The organism is Spirillospora albida (assembly GCF_000718255.1).
GTDB lineage: Bacteria > Actinomycetota > Actinomycetes > Streptosporangiales > Streptosporangiaceae > Spirillospora > Spirillospora albida.
Genome location: NZ_JOFJ01000018.1, coordinates 1 through 23,251, shown reverse-complemented (window position 1 = coordinate 23,251; position 23,251 = coordinate 1). Strand labels below are relative to the sequence as shown.

The following is a 23,251-nucleotide window of genomic DNA, read 5'->3' as shown; positions in this document are numbered from 1 at the left end:
CCGTACCGGCCCCGGCAGAGGTCTGCTAGTCAGTGTTGCTATGTACTGCTAGTCAGTGCTACTTTGTAGTGGTAGTCAGTGCCATTGAGTAGCAGGGGGGTTCATGGACAAACAGCTGACGGAGATGCTCAAGGGCACGCTCGAGGGCTGCGTGCTCGAAATCATCGGCGGCGAGGAGACCTACGGGTACGCCATCACGCGCCGGCTGAACGAACTCGGCTTCACCGATGTCGTCGAGGGGACGGTCTACGCCATCCTCCAGCGGCTGGAGAAGAACGGGCTCGTCCAGGTGACGAAACGACCCTCCGAGCTGGGCCCGCCGCGCAAGTTCTACGCGCTCAACGACGCGGGACGCGAGGAACTCGCGACGTTCTGGGCGAAATGGGACTACATCACATCACGGATCGACAAGCTCAAGGAGGGCGGGAGATGAAGTTCTGGGAGACCGTGACAGGCGGCGATCTCACCCGGGAATGGAAGGCGTTCGAAACCCGGGCCGAGAAGCTGCCGACCGGCCACCGGGCGGCGTGGGAGGAGATGAAGGGACATCTCCTCCCCTACTCGGGCTTCACGGGCCGGAACCTGATGCCGATTCTCGACGGCGCCCTGGGGCTGCTCGAAGAGTCGGCGGCCGACGGGCAGAGCGTGCGCGAGGTGCTCGGCGACGACATCGGGGGCTTCTGCGCGGCGCTGGCGGGCGGGGAAGGGGCCCGCGGCTATCGCGACCGGTGGCGCGAGCAGTTGAACAGGAACGTCGCGAGGAAACTGGACAGGCTGGGAGGCTGACATGGGGATCCGGGACATCATCGAGGGCAAGAAGCAGTGGCGGGCGCACACGGCGCGGGTCAAGGCGCTTCCGCCGGACTACCAGATCGTCTACAAGGAGATCCAGAAGTACCTCTTCAAGGTCGGACCGGTCGACCTGCTCGGCGGCGACCTGCTGTCGGAGATGGTCGACTTCTTCGAGGAGGGAGTCGCCTCCGGCCGCGGGGTCAGGGAACTCCTCGGCGACGACGTCGCCGCCTTCTGCGACGACCTGATCAAGGACTCGCGCACCTACGCGGACATCTACCAAGAGTCCATCGGCAAGCCATGACCGGCGCGAACCCCCCGGCGATCGCCGTCACCGGCCTGCGCAAGTCCTACGGCGACACCCTCGTGCTCGACGGTATCGACCTGGCCGTCGCCGAAGGAGCGATCTTCTCCCTGCTCGGCCCCAACGGGGCCGGCAAGACCACCGTCGTCCAGATCCTGTCCACGCTGATCGGCGCCGACGGCGGCGACGTCCGGGTGGCGGGCCACGACCTGGCCGCGAACCCCCGGGCGGTCCGCGCGTCCATCGGCGTCACCGGCCAGTACTCGGCGGTGGACAAGCTCCTCACCGGCGAGGAGAACCTCCTCCTGATGGCCGACCTGCACCACCTGCGGCGGCGCGAGGGCCGCCGGCTCGCCGCGCGGCTGCTGGAGCGGTTCGACCTCACCGAGGCCGCGAAGAAGCCGGCGTCCACCTACTCGGGCGGCATGGCCCGCCGGCTGGACCTGGCGATGACGCTCGTCGGCGACCCGCGCGTCATCTTCCTGGACGAGCCCACCACCGGCCTGGACCCGCGCAGCCGCCGCACCATGTGGCGGATCATCCGCGACCTGGCCGGCAACGGAGTCACGATCTTCCTCACCACGCAGTACCTGGAGGAGGCCGACCGGCTCGCCGACCGGGTCGCCCTCCTCGACCGCGGGACGCTGGTCGCCGAAGGGACCCCCGAGGAGCTCAAGCGGCTCATCCCCGGCGGCCACGTGGCCCTGCGGTTCACCGACGAGACCGCGCTGGCCGGCGCGCTCGGCGCGCTCGGCACCGGTTTCCTGGACACCTCCGACGACGACCGCCTCACACTGCGGGTCCCCTCCGACGGCGGTGTCGCCTCGCTGCGCGACCTGCTCGCCCGGCTGGACGCCGCCGGCGTCGAACCGGCCGATCTGGCCGTGCACACCCCCGATCTCGACGACGTCTTCCTCACTCTCACCGGCGACCCCAAGGACGGGAGCGCGGTCCGGTGAGCGCTTCGATGGGCGCTGTCCGCGTCTCCCACACCCTGGCCGACTCGGCGACGATGATCCGCCGGCGCCTGAAGCACATGCTCCGCTACCCGGCCATGACGGTGCAGCTCATCGGCATGCCGGTGGTCTTCCTGCTGCTGTTCGTGTACGTCTTCGGCGGCACGCTCGGGAACGGGCTCGGAGGAGGAGGCCGCGGCCGGTACCTCGACTACGTCACCCCCGGCATCATCCTGATGACCACCGTCGGCGCCGCCACCAGTACCGCCATCTCCGTGGCCATGGACACGGCCGAGGGAATCGTCGCCCGCTTCCGGACGATGGACATCTCCCGATCATCGATCCTCACCGGGCACGTCGTCGGCAGCATGATCTCCATCGCGATCAGCATCGCGGTCGTCATCGGCGTCGCCCTGGCGATCGGCTTCCGGCCCAACGCCGAACCCCTCGAGTGGCTGGCCGCCGCGGGCTTCCTGACGCTGTTCGTCTTCTCGCTCACCTGGCTGGCGGTCGCATTGGGCCTGGCCGCCAAGAACCCCGAGGGCGCCAGCAACGCGCCCCTGCTGCTGATGCTCCTGCCGTTCTTCGGCAGCGGCTTCGTGCCCACCGGCTCCATGCCGGCCGCCCTGCGCTGGTTCGCCGAGTACCAGCCGTTCACCCCCGCCATCGAGACCCTGCGCGGCCTGCTGATGGGCGCCGCCATCGGCACCAGCGCCTACCAGGCCGTCGCCTGGTCCGCCGGGATCGCCCTGGTCGGCTTCCTGTGGTCGATGAAGCTGTTCAGATGACCCACCCCATGTGCGGGGCGACAGCCGCCGCCAGGCCACTGGAACGATCTGGGCGCCTGGGTGAGCACGATCCTCGGCGACCTGTTCGCCACCGAGGACCACCGCGAAGGCGTCCGCTCCTTCCTGGAGAAACGCACCCCCACTACACCGGCCGCTGAGAACCCGCAGGTGAGGCCGGTGCCGAAGGTCCTGTCCGGCCGGGGCCTGCGTCCCTGTGGGCGCGCTTCCCGCTCACGGAGACTGGAATCGACGGACTTGAGGACCACGCCGTTCCGCACGCGCGAGACGGCGCCGAAGCACCTAGCCGGCGAGCGGTCGATGCGCCCGCCCACGGCACCGGATACCAAAGGGACACGACCATGAAGCGACTCGTCTTCGCGACCGCGGCCTCCGCGCTGCTGCTGGCCGGGTGCGCGGCCTCGACCGATGAGACCGCCACCGCGCCGGGCACCGCGCGGTCGGCGCCCGCCACGGGCGGCCCGGCGCCGCTGGCCGCCTACGGCCTGGCGGGCAAGTCCGCCGTGGAGGTCATCGACCACCTCGACCGGATGGGTCTGCAGGAGCGTCCGGCCGATCTGAGGGCGTCGGTCCGTCCGGGCGAACTCGTGGTCTCGAACGGGGGCGCGGAGACCGGTCTGGACATCCCCGGCGACCGCTTCTACCTCTCCGTGGCGCCCTACGTCGAGCGCACCCATGACTGCTTCTACCACTCGCTGACCACGTGCAAGGGCGAACTGGGCGGCAAGGAGGTGCAGGCGAAGATCACCGACGACGCGACCGGCCGCGTCCTGGCCGACGGGACGCGCACCACCTACGCCAACGGGTTCGTCGGATTCTGGCTGCCCCGCGACATCAAGGCGACGCTGCGGATCACCTACGCCGGCAGGACCGCCGAGAAGAAGATCACCACCGATGAGAAGGCGCCGACCTGCCTGACGACGCTCCGCCTCTCCTGACGCCCGGAGACTCCATCCGCACGACCGTGCCGCCGGACGGCGGAGGTGCGGCACCGAATGCTCAGGGTAGTTGAATGACTACTCTGGACATGGGTGGCGGGCGGAGTGTTTCAGGGCGGAGGGGTTGTGCCGGAGACCGGCAGGGAGGGCATGCTGCTGGCGCTGCTGGAGAGCGTCGCCGAGGTCATCAGTACCAGCAGCGACCTCCAGGCGGCCGCGCGCCCGACGCTGCGGGTGGTCACCCAGATGATCGGCTGGCCGATCGGGCACATGTGCGTGCCCGCCGACGAGCCGGGCGTGTTCGAGTCGTCGGGGATCTGGGAGGGCGACGTCGACCGGTTCCCGGTGCTGCGGGGGGTGAGCGGGCGGGTCTCGTGCCCTCCGGGGGTGGGCGGCGTCGGCATGGCCGCGGTGTCGGGCCGGCCGGTGTGGCTGCACGATCTGCGCCGCCATCCCGATGGCATCCGAGCCGAGCAGGGCGAGGTGGAGGCCGGAACGGCCCTGGCGGTCCCGGTCATCGCCTCCGACGGGGTGGTCGCGGTGCTGGAGTTCTTCCACCCGCAGGTGATCACTCCGGACGAGATCCTGCTGCGGGTGCTGGGCAACCTGGGCCACCAGCTGGGCCGGGTGGTCGACCGGCACCGCGCCCAGCAGAGCGCCGACCAGGCGAGGCGGCGGCTGGAGCACGTCATCGAGACGTCGGTGGAGGCACTGGTCTCCATGGACGCCGGCGGCCGCATCATCGCCTGGAACACCGGCGCCGAGCGGATGTTCGGAATGACCCGGGAGGAGGCCATCGGCCAGATGGTCCACGAGACGATCGTGCCGGAGCGGTTCCGGGCGGCCGACGAGGCGGGCCGCGAACGGTTCCTGGCCACCGGCGCCTCCACCGTCCTCGGGCGGCGGCTGGAACTGGCCGCGATCCGCGCCGACGGCAGCGAGTTCCCCATCGAGCTCGTGGTGTGGGCCAACCACGAGAACGGCGCGTGGGTCTTCCACGCGTTCATCCACGACATCACCGACCGGCGCCGAGCCGAACAGGCCCTGCGCCGGGCCTACCGGCAGGAGCAGGCCACCGTCGCCCGCCTCAAGGAACTCGACCACGCCAAGGACGAGTTCGTGGCCACCGTCAGCCACGAGCTCCGCACCCCGCTCACCACCATCCTGGGCTACCTGGAGATCGTCCTGGACGACGAGGACGCGGTCCCCCATCCGACGCGCAAGATGCTGCACACCGTCACCCACAACGCCCGGCGGCTGCAGCGGCTGGTGGAGGACCTGCTCGCCGTCAACACCACCGCCACCGGCCATCCGCTGGCCCCCCGCCGCGCGCCGGTACCGGTCGCCGACCTGTTCGACGAGGCCGTGCAGCGCGCCTCGTCCGAGACCGATCTCGGCCACCACCCCCTCGACCTGCGCGTCGACGCCGGTCTCACCACCATCGACGCCGACCGCTCGCTGCTGGTCCGGGCCCTGGCCGCGCTGCTGTCCAACGCCGCCAAGTTCTCCCCCCGCCAGACCACCATCACCATGCACGTAGGCGCCGCCGCGGCGGAGTCCGGCTCCGGTGTGGCCATCACCGTCACCGACCGCGGCATCGGAATCCCGCCCGAAGAACTCGCCCATGTCTTCGACCGGTTCTCCCGGGCCCGCACCGCCGCCGAGCAGGCCATCCAGGGGGTGGGGCTCGGGCTCACCATCGCCAAGACCATCGCCGAAGCCCACGAGGGCACCCTCACCGCCACCAGCACGCCCGGCAAGGGCACCGCCTTCACCCTCACGATCCCCGCCGCCGCTCCACCCTGATCCCGCGGCTCGTGGGACGCCTTGCGGAGCTCAGTCCGCGCACTCCTCGCCGGGGAAACTCGTAGGTTCCTCGCCGGGGGGCGGCGCGGGGAGGGTGAAGAGGAAGCGCGCCCCGCCGCCGGGGTTGTCGCCCGCGGTGATGGTGCCTCCGTGGCGCTGGACGATCTGCTGGCAGATCGCCAGGCCCAGGCCGGTGCCGGCATAGTCGATGGCGGCGCGGTGGAAGCTGTTGAAGATCTTGTCGTGGTGGCCGGGCGGGATGCCGATGCCGCGATCGGCGACCATGATGCGCACCCAGCCCTCACCGCTCGGTTCGCCGGTGATGTCCACGCGGGCCGACCGGCCGTGCGGGGTGTACTTGATCGCGTTGCCGATCAGGTTGTTGAACAGCTGGCATGTCAGGGCGTAGTCGGTGTGGACGGCCGGCAGCGACCCGATGTAGATCTCCGGTGTCGCGGCCGCCGGCTCGGCGCGGACCGCGGACATGTGCTCATCGACGATCTCCCGCACCAGTCGCGCCGCGTCGATCGTGATCGGCGTGAGCTGGGCGTCGCGGGCCGTGGCGTAGGTGAGCAGGTCGTTGATCAGGACGCTCATCTGGGAGGTCGCCTTCAGCACCCGTTCCAGGTAGTCGACGTTGTCCTCCTGGCCGGACCGGCCGGTCAGGTCGTCGTGCACCAGCTCGGTGAAACCGCGCATCACGCTGAGCGGCCGCTGGAGGTCGTGGGCGACGACGCCGGCGAACACGTGCAGTTCGGCCTCGCGCCGCCGCGTCTCGTCGTACAGCCGGGCGTTGTCGATCGCCACGCCCGCGGCGGCGGCCAGCGCGGTGACCACGGCCTCGTCCTCCTCACCGAAGTCCGCGCCGCCGGCCTTCTCGGTCAGGTACAGGTTGCCGAAAACCTCTTCGCGCACGCGGATGGGCACGCCCAGGAAACCGCGCATCGGCGGATGCCCCTCGGGGAAGCCGTAGGAGGCCGGATGATCGGAGATCTCGGACAGCCGCAGCGTCTGCGGCTCCTTGATCAGCAGGCCGAGCAGCCCGAGCCCGTGCGGCCAGTGGTCGACCGCCGCGATCTCCTCCTGGTTCATCCCCACCGTGATGAACCGCTTGAGCGTGCCGCCCTCACCGATCACGCCGAGCGCGCCGTAGCGCGCGTCGACCAGCCGCGTGGCCGACTCGATGATCCGCCGCAGCACCGTCTCCAGATCCAGATCACCGATCGAGACGACGGCCTCCAGCAGCGCGTGCACCCGGTCCCGGGCGAACTTGAAGGCGTCCAGCCGACCCTGCAGCTCCTCCAGAAGATCATCCACCCGCATGCTCGGCAGCAGGGCCTTGTCGCTCACATCCGCTCCCCTCCGGACCCTTCCCGCTCCCGGCGCCGGCGGCGGACAGGGAGACGGCCCTGACCGGTCGCGGCGAAGGCACCGCCACGGCTCGACGATCACCGCGAACCAACCCATACAATCTACTCTCTGTCACTACAAAACTACACATGGCCATCACCGCGACCCGGGGCGCGCATCTCGTCCCCCGGTCCGGCCGAAGACACCACGGAGAATGTTCACCGCGGTGAGGGAATGACCGAAGGAAGATTCCAACCGTTGAGCAGGGCGGCGATCGATCGGGGAGACCGCGATGAGTGAAGGGCCGGTGCGGCCATGGGTCGGCCGCGGGAAGGGACTGGCGCTGGTCGCCTGCGTACTGGCGACCGCACTGACAGGGGTACCGGACGGGCGGGCGCACGCCGCGACGGCCCCGCGGGCGATGTGGTTGTGGAGCCGGGCCGATCCGGCCGCCGTGGTCGAGTGGGCGACGGCCCGGGGAGTGGAGGAGATCTTCGCCCATGTGCCGTCCGGCGTGGCGGCCGGCGACGACCTGCCGAGGCTGCGCGAGCTCAAGACCCTCGCCGACGCCGCCCGCATCAGGCTGTCGGCACTGGGCGGGGATCCAGGCTGGACCTTCGACACCGCCGCGGCCCTGGCCTGGCAGCGCGGCGCCCTGGCCACGGGACTGTTCTCCCGTACCCACGTGGACATCGAGCCCTACGCGCTCCCGGCCTGGAACATCGACCGCTCCGGGACGGTTCATGCGTTCCTCGGCGTCCTCAAGGCACTGGAGAACGATGACGCCCGGCCGCTGGAGGCCGATGTGCCGTTCTGGTACGGGACGATCCCGGTCGGCACGTCCACCCTGGCCGACCGCGTCCTGGCCCGGGTCGGCGCGGTGACCGTCATGAGCTACCGCGATACCGCCACCGGCCCGAACTCGCTCATGGACGTGGGCAAGGACATGCTGATCCGGGGGCAGTACGCCGGCAAGCCGGTACGTCTCGCCGTCGAGACCGAACAACTGCCCGACTGCCCCCACTGCACCTTCTTCGAGGAGGGCACCGCCTCCCTGAACCAGGTGATGAGCACCGTGGACGACGAGGCGGCCCGCTACACCGCCTACGCCGGGCTGGCCGTGCACCACTACGACGCCTGGCGCCGTCTCGCGTGACGCGGGCGGCCGGGAATCAGGACGAACGGCCCGCGAACCTTGATCGCTTCGGCCCTACCGCGAGGGACCTCCGAGGCGAGAGATTGATCGCGTGGGTCCTCGGGTATCGCCGCGAAGCGGTGGCATCGCGGCCTGGCCCGATGTCCCGCAGCCGCCGCGCCCACGCCGCTCTGCTCCACCGGAGTGCGGCGTGGGGCCCATCACCACAAAAGGAGTTCCATGAAAGCCGCTGTCGTCCCCGAGCTCGGAGCACGCCTGGAGATCCGTGACGTCCCGGTCCCGGAGCCGGGCCCCGGCCAGATCGTCGTCCAGATCGAGACCGCCGGGCTCTGCCACACCGACATCCACGCGGCCAACGGCGACTGGCCCGTCAAACCGAAGATGCCCCTCATCCCCGGCCACGAGGGCGTCGGCAGGGTCGTCGCGGTCGGGGACGGCGCCGAACCGCTCCGCGAGGAGGACCGTGTCGCCCTGCCGTGGCTCGGGCACGCCTGCGGCCAGTGCCGCTACTGCATCAAGGGCGAGGAGACCTACTGCATCGCCCCCGCGTACATGGGCTACACGATGGACGGCAGCTACGCCCAGTTCACCCTCGCGTACGCCAGCCACGCCGTGAAGGTGCCCGACGGTGTCAGCTCCTTCGACGCGGCCCCGCTCACCTGCGCCGGCGTCACGACCTACAAGGCGCTGAAGGCGGCGCACCCGCAGCCGAACGAGACCGTGATGGTCGTCGGCATCGGCGGACTGGGCCACCTCGGGCTCCAGTACGCCAACGTCTTCGGGTGCACGTCCGTGGCCGTCGACGTCGAGGACGAGAAGTTGCAGCTCGCCCGCGACCTCGGGGCCGACCACACCATCGACGCCCGCAGCGGGCAGGCCGAGCAGCTGGAGAGCCTCGGCGGGGTCGACATCGCCCTGGTCACCGTCCCCTCCCCCGCGGCCATGCGGGCGGCTCACGCGGCCCTGAACCCCACCGGACGGCTCGTCCTCGTGGGCCTGCCGGCGGACAACCGGCTCGAGCTGCCCGTCTTCGAGACCGTCCTGCGCGGCATCTCGGTGATGGGGTCGCTCGTCGGGAACCGCAACGACCTCGCCGACTGCTTCGATCTGCACGCGCGGGGACGCACCCGGGTCGTCGCGGAGTCGCGCGCCCTGGAGGACGTCAACGAGTGCTTCGCCGAGGTGCTCGCCGGCCGGGTCCCCGCCCGCCTCGTCTTCGACATGTCCTGAGAACCCGGGAGCGGGAACACCGGCCCCTGGCCTCCGGTCCCCCAGGTCTCATCCTGGCCCCTCGCCCTCGCGCACATCGGCAGGTATCACCGCTGTCGCGGGTGTTCGCGGGTGGGGGCTTCGGTGGGCAGGTAGATGGTGAAGACGGTGCCGCCGCCGGGGCGGGGGGCGGCGGTGATGGCGCCGCCGTGCGCGGTGATGATCGCTTTGGTGATGGCCAGGCCGAGGCCGGTGCCCTTGATGCCGGCTTCGGTGGCGGTGGTGGAGCGGAAGAAGCGCTGGAAGAGCTGGTCGTACTGGTCGGGCGGGATGCCGATGCCGGTGTCGGCGATGGTCACGATGACGTCGCTGTTGCCGGTGGAGCGGGTGCAGGCGGGGGCGGCGGTGAGGGTGACGGCGCCGCCGGCGGGGGTGTATTTGACGGCGTTGGACAGCAGGTTGTCCAGGACCTGGCGCAGCCGGACGGGGTCGGCGTGGACGTGCAGGCGGGAGGGCAGTTCGGTGGTCAGGGTGAGGTCGTTGTCGGCGGCGGCGGCCCGATGGTCGTCGACGGCCTGGTCGATCAGGCGGGTCAGTCCCACGGTGCGGGCGTCGACGGACACGATGCCTGCCTCCAGGCGGGCCAGGTCCAGCAGGTCGTCGACCAGGCGCTGCAGGTGTTCGCTCTTGCGGTTGATGACCTCGACGAAGGTGGAGTACTCGGCGGGCAGGTCGCTCGCCTCGCTGAGCATCTCGGTATAGCCCCGGATGACGCCGATGGGGTTGCGCAGTTCATGGCTGACCATCGCCATCAGCTCGTCCTTCATCGCGTCCAACTGACGGAGCCGGCGCACCTGCTCGCGCTGCTGGGCCAGGGTGTGTTCGCGTTCGTCGGCCAGGACGTGCCGTTCGGTGATGTCGGTGGAGATCCCGTCGACCAGCAGCCGTGCCCCGTCGCGGCGAGGCGTGGCGCGTGACCAGATCCACCGGGTGACGCCGTCGACGCCGATGACTCTGTACTCGGCCTGGGCGGGCTCCCCGGTGCCCAGGGCGGCGGTGAATTCCTGGAAGACCGGCCGGTCGTCGGGATGGACGTAGCGGGTGAAGTCGTCGTCGGGGTCGATCTGCTCACCCATGATCCCGGCGGAGTTCGGGGATCGGTACATCGAACGCAGCCGGCCCGCCGCGGTGAGCTCCGACACCCAGATGAAGTCGTCGAGCTGAGCGATGACCTGGTCGAAGCGGTCACGGCTGACGGCCAGCTCGTGGGCCAGCTCGTCGGCGCGGTGCCGGTCCATGTACTGACCCACGCGCGCGCAGACGCCCTCCAGCAGATCCACCAGATCCTCGTCCACGGACAGGATCTGATCGTTGAAGAAGGCCAGCACGCCCTCGACGGGCCCGGCGCCGCCGCGATGGACCGGAAGGCCGATGGCCGCGTGCAGGCCGGCCTGCCGAGCCTGCCGGGCGCGGACCAGGCCGCGGTCGTCGGCGGTCAGGTCCCGGGTCCAGATCTGGCGGCCGGTGGCCCACACCCGCCCCGGCAGCCCCTGGCCGCGGGAGAAGGTGAGCGGTTGCGAGCCGGTGAACCGCGACAGGTCCGAGTTCGGTCTGATCCAGCACGCGGTCCGGGTGATGGTGGCGGTCGCCGGGTCGGTCCGCCAGTACTCGCCGCAGCACCACCCCAGCACACCGGCGACCGCCCCCAGCACACCGCGGGCCGTGGCGGCGGCGCCGCCGTCCTGGGCCACCACATCGGTGACGGCGTGCTGGACGGCGCGCAGCACCGCCGTGCGGTGAGCGGCCGTGATCTCGTGCCCGACGGCCACCGCGCCCAGCCGCCGCCCATCGGTGTCGATGATCGGCTGAGCGTTGATGGCGTACCGGCGGGCCGCTCCGTCCGGCGGGCGGATCACCACTTCCTGCCCGGTGATCTGCTCCCCGGCCAGGGCCCTGGCCAGCGGCACTTCTTCCGCCTCCAGCCTTCGCCGCCCGTCCGGGGCGAACAGGCCCCAGTCCCGGGACCAGCCGTGCGACGTCTCCGGCAACTCCGCCGCCCGCACGATCTGGCGCATCGGCTCGTTGAGGTACACCAGACGCCCTTCGGCGTCACATGCGATCACGGCGTCTTCCAGATTGTCCAGCAGAGCCGCCAGGAAGCTCGGCCGGCACCCCAACTCCGGGACGACGTGCGCCCGGTCACCGGCCACCCGATCAACCGTGCCCACGAACCTCACCCCCCGGTCAGGTCACGTCATACCCGCCCGAACAGGCACAAGACACCCTTCCCGCCCTCCGCCGGCCTGAGCCGGTTCGGGCCTCACCTTGGCGAAGGCTCGCAACCCGCCGGGGCGGCTCGGTGACCGGCGGCGCGGTGCGCGGCCCAGATGATCAGCGCGAGGGAGCCCAGCAGGAACACCGTGTTGTGCGCGTACTGCCTGACCGCTGAAACGTCACCGAGCGGGGTGGCGAAGAACGCCGTGACGGCTCTGGCCAGCACCGCCCCTCCGGCCACCGCGACGACATGGCGCTCGGTCCAGCGTGCCGAGCGAGAGCCGACCAGCATCGCCGGCAGCCAGGACGGCCAGCGCCATCCCCCCGGCGACTCCGGGCCAGCTGTACGGGACGAAGTTGAAGCCGAGCGCGGCCACCAGGCTGAGCAGGCCCACCACCCGGACAGAGGGCACCGCCAGGTCGCCCCGCGACGCGCCGCGCTCGCGCCCCAGCGTCAGCGCCCCCGCGAACAGCACCACCACCACCGTCAGAGCGCCGCCCACCTGTGCTCCCGAGGCGTGGTCGACCTGAGTGCGCAGGTGGTCGACCAGGATCAGAGCGGCCACCGCCAGGTAGAGAACCCCCGCCACGATCAGCCCCCGCCAACGCAGCCACGGCACCCTTGCCCGCGCCCCGCCCAACGACTCGACCAGCACGATCGGGGTGCAGAAGCTCCAGACCACGTGCCCGCCGATGAACACCATGGCGGTGTAACCGGCGAACCCCAGCGGTTCGATCAGCGTGGGCCGCACCATGTCGTCCCAATAGGGGATGTCGCGGTAGGTCAGAACGAACATGCTCTGGTCGATGACACCCGCCTGGAGCACCCCGAACCCCGCCGACAACACCGCGATCCCGCCCCACCCCACCCGGAACCGCCGCGCGATCTCCCGGATGAGCAACGCCGGACACCCGTACAGCGGACCAAAGAACAGCAGCCCGCCCAGCAGCGCCGCAGGATCCCCCGTGGTGCTGTCATAACCCGCCAGCGACTCGGCGAACAACGGCGACACCACGACCAGCCCGAGCACCAACCCGGCGACCGGCCATCCACGTTTCTCCGACCGCGCACCCGATGACGTATCCAACAAAGCAACCCTCCAGACGGTCGTCCCATCCGAAGGCTCGCCCCTCCACCCCCCTGACCACGACGGCCACCAGGCCACCTCCCACCGACCAAAGTCGTCGATCCGAGTCCACCCGGACGACCCCCAGCACCCGCACGGTGCCCCACTGCACACCCAACCCAACATGACCGCGGGACTCCGCCGCGCGCCCGGCGCTCGTCCCGATCCAGCCGGAAGAAGCGTCGGCCCGCGCGGGCATTGACCTCAACTGCGGTTGAGATTGCAGGATGCGGCCCGGGGGCGTTGCCTCGTCCGACCTTGAGGAGTGTGTCCGTGAGCACGGATCCCGGTTTCTATTCGATCATCGACTACACCGTCGACGGCCCTGACACGCAGCGCGAGCTCGTGAAGGCGTTCGCGGCGATCCAGGAGCGGTGGGTGCGCTTCCATCCCGGCTACCGCTCGGCCCGTTTCCATGTGAGCACCGACGGCAGCCGCGTCTACAACATCGTGCACTGGGCGAGCGAGGCGGACTACCGCCATTTCGTGGAGACCTCCGACACCGACGGCCGGATGGCAGCCATCGACACGGCACTGAAGGGCCTGTCCGGGGAGGCCAAGCCCCGCATGACCGGGGCTCCCACCTACACCGTCGTCCGCGAGGTCGGCCCCGGGCCGCAGCGCCTCGATGCCTGATCGCCCGATCCCACCCGGCGGGCGGCGTCCGGCGTGACCGAAGGTCCGAGCGGCGCGGCTCCCGGCACCATCCGCAGCGCATGGTGCCGGTAGGTCACCCGCGCCCAAGCCTCGTCCATGGCCGCGCGACACTTCTCCGACACCGGTGGCGCTTCGCCTCCACCTACCGGAATCGCTGCGGGAACAACAGCTCCACTCCGCCTTCGCCAGTCGCCCTCACGGCGAGAAATTCTGTCAAGGCACACGGCATGGAGAGCCAACTGTCCGCGTTGGGTCCCGTGCTCACCTGCATCGTGCTGTGGAACATCGTCCACATGGATCGGCCCGACCCATCCGGCTTGACGAACCGCCCGGTGTCAGCGGCTCACCGCTCAGGAATCCTCCGCCACATCGTCGGTTCTGGTAGCCCCCTTGCCACCCGCGAAAGGATGGACGACCATGACCGCCGCCAGACCGCCAGGCGACGACGAGGCCGCGTTCATCGCGGCGGCCCGCTCAGATGGCACGGCACAGTTCGCGCTCATCACGGAGCGCTACCGGCGTGAGCTGCAGGTGCACTGCTACCGGATGCTCGCGAACTACGAGGATGCCCAGGACATGACGCAGGAGACGTTCCTGCGGGCGTGGAACAAGCGGGAGTCGTTCAAGGGCCGCGCCGCCCTGCGGACCTGGCTGTACCGGATCGCGACGAACGCCTGCCTCGACTTCCTGGAGAAGCGCAACGACCGCACGCCCGTCCCTGCCGAGCTGCCGGGCGCGGGCTCGGAAGTGCGTCACCTGCAGCCCTACCCGGACCGGATGCTCCCGGAGGACCCGCAGGAATCGGTGGTGGCGCGGGAGACGATCGAGCTGGCGTTCATCGTCGCCGTCCAGCACCTGCCGCCGCGGCAGCGGGCGGTGTTCATCCTGCGCGACGTCCTCGGCTGGCCGGCGTCGAAGGCCGCCGACGCCCTCGCGCTGACCGTCGCATCGGTGACCAGCGCACTGCAGCGGGCGCGCGTGACGATGCGCGAGCAGCTGCCCGACCGCCGCCTCGACTGGCGGAGCCCTGCCACGCACGAGCTGTCGAACGCCGAACGCGGCGTGGTGAAGTCGTACATGGACGCCCATGAGCGCAACGACCTCGACGGGCTGACGGCCCTGCTGCGCGCCGACCTGCGCTTCACGATGCTGCCCGATCCGGGCACTTTGGTCGTCACGGCCAAGGACGCGGTGGACGGCTGGGTCTCCGGTGGGCTCTTCCAGCGCGGCAAGGACGACTGGCGTTGCATCGCCACGACCGTCAACCGCATGCCTGCGGCCGCGCTGTACCTCCGCACCCCCGACGACACGGAATACCGCTTGCTGAACATCGCGGTCCTGCACATCCCCGACGGGAGGATCGCCGAGCTCACCGGATTCGACGTGACCGACAAACCATGGCTGGGCCTGCCCCCGACGTTGTGATCGACCGAGTCCTCATCATCGACGAGTCAGCGCACGGGCCGGACGGCCGGACACCAGATGCCCCGTCGGCATTGCAGGCGGGGCATCTGGTGTCCGCAGGCCCGAGCTCATCGCCTCGTCTCGTATCGGGTCAGCACCACGCCGCCGGGAAACGTCCGCGTCTCGATCAGGTTCAGGTTCACCCAGCTGTCCAGCGCGGTGAAGAACGGCGTGCCGCCGCCCACCAGGACCGGCACGGTGACCAGCGCGTACTCGTCGATCAGCCCGGCCCGCATGGCGGCCCCGGCGAGCGTCGCGCCACCGATGTCCATCGGGCCGCCGTCCTCGGTCTTGAGCCGGGCGATCTCGGCGACCGCATCGCCGGTGACCAGGCGGGTGTTCCAGTCGACCTTGTCGATCGTCGATGAGAAAACCACCTTCGGCATGTCCCGCCAGAGGCGCGCGAACTCGATCTCCGCCGGGGTGGCGCCGGGCTGCTGGTCACCGGTCGGCCAGTAAGAGCTCATCGTCTCCCACAGCTTGCGCCCGTACAGCGACAGCTCGCTCGCCCGCATCTGGTCGTACCACCACTGGAACAGCTCGGCGCTCGGCGACGAGTCCGGTCCCTCGCCCCCGCTCCAGCCAATGTCGTCACCGGGCGCGGCGATGTAGCCGTCCAGGGTCACGTTCATGCCGAAGAACAGTTTCCGCATCGTGCCAGCCTCCCGTGAGTCGATCTCACACGTACAGACGGGCGCGGCCCGGAAACCTGATCGGTGCGCCATCTGCGTCCGCAGGTGGACGTCCGGTCAGGTGCGCCGGGGCCGACGCCGGACCTGCCCCTAATCTGCCCGTCCATTGCCAGGCTTCGCCTGCCAGACTCCCGCTATGACCGGCAGCAGCGCCCCTGACGTCCACCAAGTCGTCCGCCCTGATCAGATCGACGCCGACCTCACTGACGAGCTCATCGACTGCTGGATCACCGTGACCAACGCCGGTGGCGCCGCAGGCTTCCCGTTCCCACCCGTTGACGCAACCCACGTCGGCCCGGTCGCCGACCAGCTCATCGCCGTGAGGGGCCCCTCACACCGCCTTCCGCGGGCACGGCATCGGAACCAGCCTGATGCAAAGCGCTCGCCGGATCGCCCGAGACGAGATGGGCCTGGAACAACTCCACCTGGCCGCCCGAGCCGGAGTCGGATTGGAGACCTTCTACCGCCGACTCGGCTGGACGGAGGTCGGGCGCTGGCCGGGAGCACTCCGCCTTGCTCCCGGCGACGACCGAGACGAAGTCCTCATGGTCCTGGCGCCACTTTGACCACCGAGCCTGCCAAGCGGGCCGGAACTGCGGGCCGGTTCTCACCCCTTGAAGTCACCAGGGTGATAGCGACCATCGCCATCGAGCTGGGGTCAGGACTCGTCGCCGAGGAGGCCGCCCATCGCGTAGGAGGCGTGTCCGTCCAGTCGGGCGCCGGTCCGGTTGTAGCGCTGGGTGGTGCGGGGGTCGGCGTGGCCGACCAGAGCCTGCACGTCCCAGAGCGGGACGCCGGCGGCCAGCAGCAGGGTGATGGCGGTGGCGCGCAGGCTGTGGTTGGTCAGCGTGTCGGGGTCGATTCCGCCCGCGCGGGCGGCGCGGCGCAGGGCGGTCCGTAGCCGCCACCGGTCGAAGGGGCGCCCGTCCTCGCGGAGCAGAAGGTACTCGTGCCGGGAGCGACCCCGCAGCAGCGGTTCGATCAGCGCGTGCACGCGCGGGGTGATCGGAACCGGGATCTCCGCGCCGCCCTTGATCCGGAACCGCGCCACCTGGTGGTCGCCGTCCTTGGTGAACGCGCCCACCGGCATGGAGATGACCTCGGCGGCGCGCGCGCCGATGTTCAGCAGCAGGCCCACGGCGGCGGCGTCGGCCGGGTGCCGGTCGGCGATGTGCTCGGCGCCGCGCATCAGCGCGGCCGCGGTGTCCTTGCTCTGGGCGGGGGTGGTGCCGCTGCCGGGGGTGCGGGGCGGGTCGACGAAGCTCGCCGGGTTGTGGGGCAGGGCGTGGCGGCGGACGGCGTAGCCGTACAGCGACCGCAGCGCCGCGATCCTGCGCGCCACGGTGCTCGGCCTGAGCGGTCGGCCGCCGGGCAGCAGCTCGGCGGCGGTGCCGGTCGCGGTGCCGATCTGGTCCTTGTAGGCGATCAGGACGTCTTCGGTCACCGTGAACAGCTCGTACTGCGGCGCGGCGAGCTCGAGCCAGCGCAGGAACGCCGCCAGCGAGGCCAGGTAGGTCCGGCGGGTCTCCAGCGAGTCGAACGAGCGCAGCCACGCGGCGACGGTGTTCCACGGCTGCGGTCGCGGGAGCCGGTCGACCAGGTCCACGACCGCGGCCGCGACCTCGCCCTCGCCCCGCCGCCGGCGCGGCGACAGCCCGGGGATGTCCCCGACCGAGGTCGCCAGCGGCGCCGGAGGCGGCGGCCGCTCCCCCGCGCCAGGCGGGCCGGTCACCGCCGCGCCGCCCGCGTGCGGGGTCGGGGCCGCAGCCCGGCCCCGCGAGATCGCGGTGGGCTCCAGCGGCTGATCAGGCGCCGGCCGGGGCGGTTCGGTGGTCGGCTCGGTCGTCATCGCGCCGTGTCCTGTCGTCGTTGTTCAGTGCCGGTGCTGCGGCGGGCGCGGATCCGTTCGACCTTGGCGGTCGCGGTACGGACGGCGGCAGCCGGATCGGTCTGGAACACCGAGCCACCCGGTGCCGTCGGGCGACTCACTGGCATTTCCGATGACGCATTGCTCACTGGGAGAGCGGCTGCCAGACGAAGAAGACGAGCCAGGTGACGAAGGCGCCCAGCCCCATCATCAGGACGCAGCCCGTGACGAGCCAGCGCTTCTCGAACGGCAGCATCGCGCGCCTCGGGTCGGCCGGGTCGTAGAGCACATCGACGACGTCCCCGACCGCCATCTTCCCGCCCTCCTCCTCCAGGACGAACTCCCGCCCGTCCGGCACTTGGAAGCGGATCTTCTGCACCTGGCGCGTGATGTCCGGCGCTGGGGACCGGTACTCCAGCTCGATCACCACACCACGGGTCAGCAGGGCGGTCCGCTTGAACCTCAGGTGGCCCCATGTGATCAGCGGCGGCGCCGCCATCGCCACCGGCCCGAGAGCCATGGCCACGTAGATGAAGAACGTGCGCAGCATCTACGTTCCCCTTCCGCAAGCGAGGTCGTGACTCTGCATTGTGCGGCTCTGCACGGAGTTGTCCCTGCCGATTCTGCAGATGGCTGTTCCTGGTCCGCGTTTCACGTCCGGTCTTCTCCCCCGACCCGGCACGCCGGGGCGCGGCGAGCGCGTCCAGTACGTCGGCGGGCAGGCCGGCGCCGGGCCCGACCTTGCGCAGCAGCGCCGCCGGCTCGTGCGGGGCGCGGCCGCCCGCAGTCGAACCTCTCCGGACGCGGCGCGGCTCAGCACCCGGCCGGTCAAGGGGATGCGCGACGGCATGTCGGATGTCACCGCCCCCTCCTCGTCCTCGCGCGGGTTCCGCCTGCCGGCCGGCTATCCGGCCACGGCGAGACCGGCAGGCGCGGGCGGGGAGGCTCTCGTCGTCCGGCATGGCCTCAGCGTAGGGGCCGGGACGAGCCCCGATCGGGTCGGACGCGATGTGGTGGGAGCCACGGGCGGGAGGCTCAGGTCGGGGACGAGGCGAGCCGATGGTCGGGCACTAGGACGGCATCCGGCTGTCTCGCGCTTCAAGGACGATCATGTCGGGATGGCTCATGGGGTCGGTGCGGCGGCTGCGCATCGGCGCGCGGCTGGGAATCGGGTTCGGTTTGGTGGTGGTACTGGTCGGATCCGGCGTCCTGGTGGGCTTCCACGCCTCACGGGACCAGCAGGACACGTCGCACGCGACCGGCCGTCTGGGATACCTCGTGCAGAGGATGCAGGAGATCAACTTCCTCAACGCGCAGGTCGCCACCTCCCAGGCGCTCACGGCGTGGCAGGTGGCGACGATCGGACCGGCGAACGCGGTGGCTCCGACCAACGAGACCCAGGTCCAGTACGCGAAGTACAAGACCGAGCTGGAGAAGCTGCTCGGCCAGGTCGACGAGGGGGCGCTGACCGCCGCCGACAAGACCAGGCTGGCCGAGCTGAAGAAGGCGTGGCAGACGTACTTCGCCGGCTTCGACAAGGCCCGGGCCGCCTTCGCGGCCGGGGACGTCAAGGGCGGGAACACCGTGCTCGGCTCCGAGTCGGTGCCGGCCTACGAGGCGATCCTCGGGCACACGGGTGCGCTGATCGCGTCGGCGCAGACGCGCACGAACGCCGCCATGCAGACGGTCGACGACGAGGCCGAAGGGGCTCGGACGATCATGATGCTGGTCACCGCGCTCGGTCTGCTCGCGGCCGTCGTGATCGCGCTGGCGGTGACCCGGTCGATCACCGGTCCGCTGCACCGGGCGATGGAGCGGCTGCACCGGCTCGCCGCCAAGGACCTCACCGGCGACACGGGCGGCGGGGCCGGCGAGGGACGCGACGAGGTCGCCGCCATCGACGGCGCGGTCACCGCGGCCATCGACGGGGTCCGGGAGGCGGTGGCCACCATGACGGCCACCGCGGAGGCCGTGCAGGCGGCGTCCGAGCAGGTCCGCGAGATCTCGTCGGCGGCCACCGACGACACCCGGCAGACCGCCGACCGCGCGCAGGCCGTGACCGCCACGGCCCAGCAGGTCAGCAGCGACATCCAGACGGTCTCCGTCGGCGCGCAGGAGATGGACTCCTCCATCGGCGAGATCGCCCGCAACGCCAGCGAGGCGGCGCGGGTCGCGGCCGACGCGGTGACCAAGGCGAACGCGACCAACCAGACGGTCAACAAGCTGGGCGCCTCGTCCGCGGAGATCAGCAACGTGATCAAGATGATCACCTCGATCGCCGAGCAGACCAACCTCCTCGCGCTCAACGCGACGATCGAGGCGGCGCGCGCCGGCGACGCCGGCAAGGGCTTCGCGGTCGTCGCGGGCGAGGTCAAGGACCTCGCTCAGGAGACCGCCAAGGCCACGGAGGACATCTCCCGGCGCATCCAGGCGATCCAGACCGACAGCACCGAGGCCGTCGACGCCATCGGCGAGATCAGCTCGGTGATCGAGAACATCAACAACTACCAGGTCACGATCGCGTCCGCGGTGGAGGAGCAGAGCGCCACCGTGAGCGAGATGAACCGCAGCGTCACCCAGGTGGCGAGCGGAAGCGACCTGATCGCCGAGAGCATCGAGACGGTCGCGACCCTGTCCGGCGGGACGCTCCAGTCCCTGGACGCCGCCCGCGCGGCGGCCGACCAGATGGCCGACACCGCCCGCCGCCTGCACGAGGTGGTCACCACCTTCCGGCTCACCACCGGCTGACCGGCGACCCGCGACCCGAGCCCTCTCAGCGAGTTCTGAGAGGGCTCGTTCGCGTTCCGGCCGGCCAGATACCCGCCGAGGCCAGGACGTCCAGCACGTCGGGCCGCGACGAACCCTGCGGGGATCAGGCCGAGACCATCGTCCGCCGCCGGGTCATGACCGGAACGGGGATAGGACCGGCCGACGCGGTGGGATGGGGCAGGGAACGACCTTGGTGACGTCGTATGCGGCGCGCACATCATCCTCCCGCCCACCACGTTCGTACGGCCGGTGGTGCGAACATGACGGGATGGGGACACGCCGGGGGCTGCTTCCCGAGTTGAGGCCGGACGCGCCGAGCGCGTACCTGCCCTGCGCCGCCAGGTACGGCTCCTCCTCGAAGCGGTCCAGACCGAGCCGGGCCTGCACCCGGAGGACATGGCCCGGCTCCAGACGATCGCGGACGACACCACCGACCCAGCCGATCACAGCAACCGGCCCCCGCTCCCCGGGGATTCACGCTAGGTGCTCCTGGACGCCGACGGGGCGGAAGGCGGCTGCCAGCCGAAGACCGCGTCCAGTGCTCGCAGCGACAGCGCCTGCGGCGTGGCGCGTACGGCCAGGTTCCGGAGGGACGCGGCCAGGGGGTGGGAGAGCCGGGCGATTTCGCCGGCGCGGCGGGAGCGGCGGGCGATCCGGGTGGTCCGCCGGTGTCTGGCCTTCGTGTAGGCGGCGAGCGCGGCCGGTACGTCGCCGGCGGACGCGAGGAGGTGCGCCGCGACGACGGCGTCCTCGATGGCCTGGCAGCCGCCTTGGCCGAGGTTGGGGGTCATCGCGTGGGCGGCGTCGCCGAGCAGCGCCACCCGGCCGGCGTGGAACCGGGGCAGGGGCGTGGCCAGTTCGTAGAAATCGTGGTGCAGGATTCCGACCGGGTCCGGATCACGCTGGTTCAGCCGTTCGAGCAGTTCGGGTATCGGACTGTGCCACGCGCCGAAGCGGCGGGTCAGCTCCGCGTGGTGGTCGGCGGGCCGTGCGCCGGGGCCGGAAACGGCGGTGGCGTAGAGGTAGATACGGCCATCGGCGAGGGGGACGACGCCGAACCGCTCGCCTCGCCCCCAGGTTTCGGCGGCCTGCCGGACAGACAGGCCCGCGCCGGGCAGCACCGCTCGCCATCCGGCCTCACCGGCGTGACGCAGCCCGGGGTGACCGGGGAAGAGCCGCCCGCGCAACGCGCTGCGCACGCCGTCCGCCGCCAGGACGACGTCGGCCCGCAGGTCGCCGGCCGACGTGCGCACGACCACGGTGTCCCCCGCGTCGTCCACACCGGTCACCGATACGCCGAGGCGGACGGCGTCGCCCGGCAGGGCGGCCGCGAGGGTGTCGATCAGGAAGCCCCGGTGCACCGCGCGCGCGGGGAACCCGTAGCGGGTGGACAGGTCATCGCCGTCGGATCGCTGCAGCCACGTGCCGTCGGGCGTGCGCAGCCCGACGTGACCCGGAAGGACGTCGCCCGCCCACAGGCCGGGGTCCAAGCCGACCGAGGCCAGTGCGTGCAGGGCGTTCGGCGCGAGCACGATGCCGGCTCCGGCGCCGGTGAGCGCGGCGGCCCGTTCGCACACGGTGACGCGCCATCCGTGGCGCCTCAGGGCCACCGCCGCGGTCAGGCCCCCGATGCCGCCTCCGGCCACCACAGCGTGACGAGCACTCATGCCGATCGCCTCCCTCCATCTCATTCCTCTACGTTTGTAGAGGCCAATGGCCCGCACTCTACAGCTATAGAGTGCGGGCATGTCCACCCCCAGCCGCCGGGAACTGATCGCCGACGCCGCCATCAGCACCGTGGCCACCGCCGGACTGCGCGGCCTGACCCATCGCGCGGTCGACGCCGCCGCGAGCCTGCCGACCGGCAGCACGTCCTACTACTTCCGGACCCGCAGCGCCCTGATCAGCGCCTGCTACCTGCGTCTGGCCGAACTGTCGGTCGCCGACATGGACCGATGGGAGGCGCCCCCCGGCCCCCCGGACCGGGACTCCGTCGCGGGCGTGATGGCCGAACTGCTGCACCATTGGCTGACGGAGGCGCGCGACCGCCAGCTCGCCCGCTTCGAACTCAGCCTGGAGGCGACCCGCAGACCGGAGCTGCGCGCCGACCTGCAGGCCGCCGGGCTCGCCGCACGGTCAAGACTGACGGACCTGCTGGCGGCGCTCGGGGCCCCCCGCCCGGATCCGGCTGCGGAACTGCTCGTGGCCTGGACCGACGGCCTGCTGTACGACCGGCTCGTCGGCGCGGCGGCCGCGACCCGCCCGGTGCCCGACGTGGCCGAACTGACCCCGGTCGTCCGGCGGATGCTCGAGGCCGCACTCGCCACCTGACCGAAGCGGAGGCGGCCGCCCACCGAACCTGGCTCCTCACGGCCACTCACATCCGACTCTGGCCTCCGTCCCGCCCAGGATCTCCGTCGACCGCCGACCGGCCCGTTCGACCCTGTGATCACACTGGCGACCCCCGGAAGAAGCGCGCCATGTCGTGTACTTGCCGCGGAGCAGCGGCGCGATCTGCAGGAGCACTCGGCAGCCTGTGGCCGAGATCACAGCCAGGTGCGGCCAGCGGCAGCGGTGCTGTATCGGGACTTGTGCCCTCTCAGCATGCTGCGGCCCTGGTTATCCCCTATCTGTTCGCCCTTCTGAGCAACCGCGTGGGTGCGGCGGGAAGGGCCGTCGGCTGAGTCCTGACGGGCTCCTTGGAGCAACAAAAGATAAAAGAAGATATCTGCATATATCGACGGCACGTTACACCTGTTGTCAAGATGATCTTGAGTCCGTTATGGTCACTCGCCGTGCCTGCACAAAGCGGGCGAACCTAACCGAATAGCGAGGACCAGCAGGGTGAGCTCCCCCCTACGCAGCGCGCCGTTAACGGTGGGCGTGGTCGGACTGGCGGTGGCTGCGGCCACCGGCGCGGTCGTGACCTTCGCCGCCCCCGCCACAGCCGCCCCACCCAGTCCGGCGACCGCCAAGCCGACCACCCTGAGGCGCCCCGGATCTTCCGGACAGGTCCCCAACTAGGGTTGGGGAGAACCGGAAGGGAAGGTCGTTGGCACGACAGAGGCGGCATTTCACCCAGGA

General features: G+C 70.9%; 20 protein-coding genes and 2 pseudogenes. 14 read left to right on the top strand and 8 right to left on the bottom strand.

Annotated features, from left to right (window positions below; genetic code table 11):
- Positions 1–103 precede the first annotated feature (103 nt).
- The 7 genes from IE99_RS0122070 to IE99_RS0122040 all read left to right on the top strand — a co-directional run bounded on the left by IE99_RS0122070 (position 104) and on the right by IE99_RS0122040 (position 5,602).
- Positions 104–433, top strand: a complete 330-nt coding sequence (locus IE99_RS0122070; RefSeq protein WP_030174052.1) for a PadR family transcriptional regulator — start codon at positions 104–106, stop codon at positions 431–433.
- The gene (locus IE99_RS0122065; RefSeq protein ID WP_030174049.1) at positions 430–786 is read left to right on the top strand and encodes a DUF1048 domain-containing protein; all 357 of its coding nucleotides are present in this window, start codon (positions 430–432) and stop codon (positions 784–786) included. Before IE99_RS0122070 ends, IE99_RS0122065 begins: the two co-directional genes overlap by 4 nt.
- 1 nt (position 787) lies before the next feature.
- Positions 788–1,096: a DUF1048 domain-containing protein gene (locus IE99_RS0122060; RefSeq protein WP_030174046.1), complete on the top strand. Its 309-nt coding sequence runs from the start codon at positions 788–790 to the stop codon at positions 1,094–1,096.
- On the top strand, positions 1,093–2,055 hold the full coding sequence (locus IE99_RS0122055) for a daunorubicin resistance protein DrrA family ABC transporter ATP-binding protein (RefSeq protein ID WP_030174044.1): 963 nt from the start codon (positions 1,093–1,095) through the stop codon (positions 2,053–2,055). Before IE99_RS0122060 ends, IE99_RS0122055 begins: the two co-directional genes overlap by 4 nt.
- 8 nt (positions 2,056–2,063) lie before the next feature.
- Complete coding sequence (locus IE99_RS0122050) at positions 2,064–2,840, top strand: ABC transporter permease (protein ID WP_030174041.1); 777 nt, start codon at positions 2,064–2,066, stop codon at positions 2,838–2,840.
- A gap of 359 nt (positions 2,841–3,199) precedes the next feature.
- Positions 3,200–3,796 (top strand): CueP family metal-binding protein, encoded by a 597-nt coding sequence (locus IE99_RS0122045; RefSeq protein WP_030174039.1) that lies wholly within the window; start codon positions 3,200–3,202, stop codon positions 3,794–3,796.
- A gap of 126 nt (positions 3,797–3,922) precedes the next feature.
- Complete coding sequence (locus tag IE99_RS0122040; RefSeq protein WP_030174037.1) at positions 3,923–5,602, top strand: ATP-binding protein; 1,680 nt, start codon at positions 3,923–3,925, stop codon at positions 5,600–5,602.
- Positions 5,603–5,632: 30 nt separating this feature from the next.
- On the opposite strand, the gene IE99_RS33720 is transcribed toward IE99_RS0122040, so the two are convergent.
- Positions 5,633–6,349 carry a sensor histidine kinase gene (locus IE99_RS33720; protein ID WP_425423849.1) on the bottom strand — a complete coding sequence of 239 codons (717 nt, stop codon included), beginning with the start codon at positions 6,347–6,349 and terminating at the stop codon, positions 5,633–5,635.
- A gap of 3 nt (positions 6,350–6,352) precedes the next feature.
- A pseudogene (locus tag IE99_RS33715) lies at positions 6,353–6,925 on the bottom strand (GAF domain-containing protein); the annotation flags it as partial.
- Between the two features lie 319 nt (positions 6,926–7,244).
- Between IE99_RS33715 and IE99_RS0122030 the strand changes: the two are divergent.
- Positions 7,245–8,108 carry a hypothetical protein gene (locus tag IE99_RS0122030; RefSeq protein ID WP_157610436.1) on the top strand — a complete coding sequence of 288 codons (864 nt, stop codon included), beginning with the start codon at positions 7,245–7,247 and terminating at the stop codon, positions 8,106–8,108.
- A gap of 219 nt (positions 8,109–8,327) precedes the next feature.
- Positions 8,328–9,338, top strand: coding sequence for a zinc-dependent alcohol dehydrogenase (locus IE99_RS0122025; protein WP_030174030.1), 1,011 nt, complete (start codon positions 8,328–8,330; stop codon positions 9,336–9,338).
- An 86-nt stretch (positions 9,339–9,424) separates the two neighbouring features.
- On the opposite strand, the gene IE99_RS30600 is transcribed toward IE99_RS0122025, so the two are convergent.
- Complete coding sequence (locus IE99_RS30600; RefSeq protein ID WP_169744469.1) at positions 9,425–11,545, bottom strand: ATP-binding protein; 2,121 nt, start codon at positions 11,543–11,545, stop codon at positions 9,425–9,427.
- 225 nt (positions 11,546–11,770) lie between these two features.
- Complete coding sequence (locus tag IE99_RS0122015) at positions 11,771–12,625, bottom strand: hypothetical protein (RefSeq protein ID WP_051712996.1); 855 nt, start codon at positions 12,623–12,625, stop codon at positions 11,771–11,773.
- Between the two features lie 366 nt (positions 12,626–12,991).
- On the opposite strand from IE99_RS0122015, the gene IE99_RS0122010 reads away from it, so the two are divergent.
- Both IE99_RS0122010 and IE99_RS0122000 read left to right on the top strand, forming a co-directional pair.
- On the top strand, positions 12,992–13,354 hold the full coding sequence (locus IE99_RS0122010; protein ID WP_030174024.1) for an antibiotic biosynthesis monooxygenase family protein: 363 nt from the start codon (positions 12,992–12,994) through the stop codon (positions 13,352–13,354).
- A 438-nt stretch (positions 13,355–13,792) separates the two neighbouring features.
- A complete protein-coding gene (locus IE99_RS0122000; RefSeq protein ID WP_030174022.1) occupies positions 13,793–14,800 on the top strand; it encodes an RNA polymerase subunit sigma-70 in 1,008 nt (335 codons plus the stop codon).
- Positions 14,801–14,907: 107 nt separating this feature from the next.
- Here IE99_RS0122000 and IE99_RS0121995 read toward each other — a convergent pair whose 3' ends face one another.
- Positions 14,908–15,492, bottom strand: a complete 585-nt coding sequence (locus IE99_RS0121995; protein WP_030174020.1) for a dihydrofolate reductase family protein — start codon at positions 15,490–15,492, stop codon at positions 14,908–14,910.
- A 383-nt stretch (positions 15,493–15,875) separates the two neighbouring features.
- Between IE99_RS0121995 and IE99_RS33710 the strand changes: the two are divergent.
- Positions 15,876–16,097 (top strand): annotated as a pseudogene (locus tag IE99_RS33710) (N-acetyltransferase family protein); the annotation flags it as partial.
- Between the two features lie 92 nt (positions 16,098–16,189).
- Here the strand turns inward: IE99_RS33710 and IE99_RS0121990 are convergent.
- Both IE99_RS0121990 and IE99_RS0121985 read right to left on the bottom strand, forming a co-directional pair.
- Positions 16,190–17,380: a tyrosine-type recombinase/integrase gene (locus IE99_RS0121990; RefSeq protein ID WP_030174019.1), complete on the bottom strand. Its 1,191-nt coding sequence runs from the start codon at positions 17,378–17,380 to the stop codon at positions 16,190–16,192.
- 163 nt (positions 17,381–17,543) lie between these two features.
- Positions 17,544–17,948, bottom strand: a complete 405-nt coding sequence (locus IE99_RS0121985) for a DUF3592 domain-containing protein (RefSeq protein ID WP_030174016.1) — start codon at positions 17,946–17,948, stop codon at positions 17,544–17,546.
- A 560-nt stretch (positions 17,949–18,508) separates the two neighbouring features.
- Between IE99_RS0121985 and IE99_RS0121980 the strand changes: the two genes are divergently transcribed.
- On the top strand, positions 18,509–20,146 hold the full coding sequence (locus IE99_RS0121980; RefSeq protein ID WP_051712994.1) for a methyl-accepting chemotaxis protein: 1,638 nt from the start codon (positions 18,509–18,511) through the stop codon (positions 20,144–20,146).
- 500 nt (positions 20,147–20,646) lie between these two features.
- Here the strand turns inward: IE99_RS0121980 and IE99_RS0121975 are convergent, their stop codons facing one another.
- Positions 20,647–21,834, bottom strand: coding sequence for an FAD-dependent monooxygenase (locus tag IE99_RS0121975; RefSeq protein ID WP_030174010.1), 1,188 nt, complete (start codon positions 21,832–21,834; stop codon positions 20,647–20,649).
- 79 nt (positions 21,835–21,913) lie between these two features.
- Here IE99_RS0121975 and IE99_RS0121970 point away from each other — a divergent pair, with 79 nt between their 5' ends.
- Positions 21,914–22,498 (top strand): TetR/AcrR family transcriptional regulator, encoded by a 585-nt coding sequence (locus IE99_RS0121970; RefSeq protein WP_030174006.1) that lies wholly within the window; start codon positions 21,914–21,916, stop codon positions 22,496–22,498.
- The last annotated feature ends 753 nt before the right edge of the window (positions 22,499–23,251 follow it).

What these genes read in the sequence shown, in the direction of transcription:
- IE99_RS0122065 (WP_030174049.1), top strand. Translation starts at nt 430, where the DNA reads ATGAAGTTCTGGGAGACCGTGACAGGCGGCGATCTCACCCGGGAATGG.
- IE99_RS0122055 (WP_030174044.1), top strand. Translation starts at nt 1,093, where the DNA reads ATGACCGGCGCGAACCCCCCGGCGATCGCCGTCACCGGCCTGCGCAAG.
- IE99_RS0122000 (WP_030174022.1), top strand. Translation starts at nt 13,793, where the DNA reads ATGACCGCCGCCAGACCGCCAGGCGACGACGAGGCCGCGTTCATCGCG.
- IE99_RS0122050 (WP_030174041.1), top strand. Translation starts at nt 2,064, where the DNA reads ATGGGCGCTGTCCGCGTCTCCCACACCCTGGCCGACTCGGCGACGATG.
- IE99_RS0122060 (WP_030174046.1), top strand. Translation starts at nt 788, where the DNA reads ATGGGGATCCGGGACATCATCGAGGGCAAGAAGCAGTGGCGGGCGCAC.
- IE99_RS0121985 (WP_030174016.1), bottom strand. Translation starts at nt 17,948, where the DNA reads ATGCTGCGCACGTTCTTCATCTACGTGGCCATGGCTCTCGGGCCGGTG.
- IE99_RS0122070 (WP_030174052.1), top strand. Translation starts at nt 104, where the DNA reads ATGGACAAACAGCTGACGGAGATGCTCAAGGGCACGCTCGAGGGCTGC.
- IE99_RS0121980 (WP_051712994.1), top strand. Translation starts at nt 18,509, where the DNA reads ATGTCGGGATGGCTCATGGGGTCGGTGCGGCGGCTGCGCATCGGCGCG.
- IE99_RS0122030 (WP_157610436.1), top strand. Translation starts at nt 7,245, where the DNA reads ATGAGTGAAGGGCCGGTGCGGCCATGGGTCGGCCGCGGGAAGGGACTG.
- IE99_RS0121970 (WP_030174006.1), top strand. Translation starts at nt 21,914, where the DNA reads ATGTCCACCCCCAGCCGCCGGGAACTGATCGCCGACGCCGCCATCAGC.
- IE99_RS0122045 (WP_030174039.1), top strand. Translation starts at nt 3,200, where the DNA reads ATGAAGCGACTCGTCTTCGCGACCGCGGCCTCCGCGCTGCTGCTGGCC.
- IE99_RS0122025 (WP_030174030.1), top strand. Translation starts at nt 8,328, where the DNA reads ATGAAAGCCGCTGTCGTCCCCGAGCTCGGAGCACGCCTGGAGATCCGT.
- IE99_RS0121975 (WP_030174010.1), bottom strand. Translation starts at nt 21,834, where the DNA reads ATGAGTGCTCGTCACGCTGTGGTGGCCGGAGGCGGCATCGGGGGCCTG.
- IE99_RS0121995 (WP_030174020.1), bottom strand. Translation starts at nt 15,492, where the DNA reads ATGCGGAAACTGTTCTTCGGCATGAACGTGACCCTGGACGGCTACATC.
- IE99_RS0121990 (WP_030174019.1), bottom strand. Translation starts at nt 17,380, where the DNA reads ATGACGACCGAGCCGACCACCGAACCGCCCCGGCCGGCGCCTGATCAG.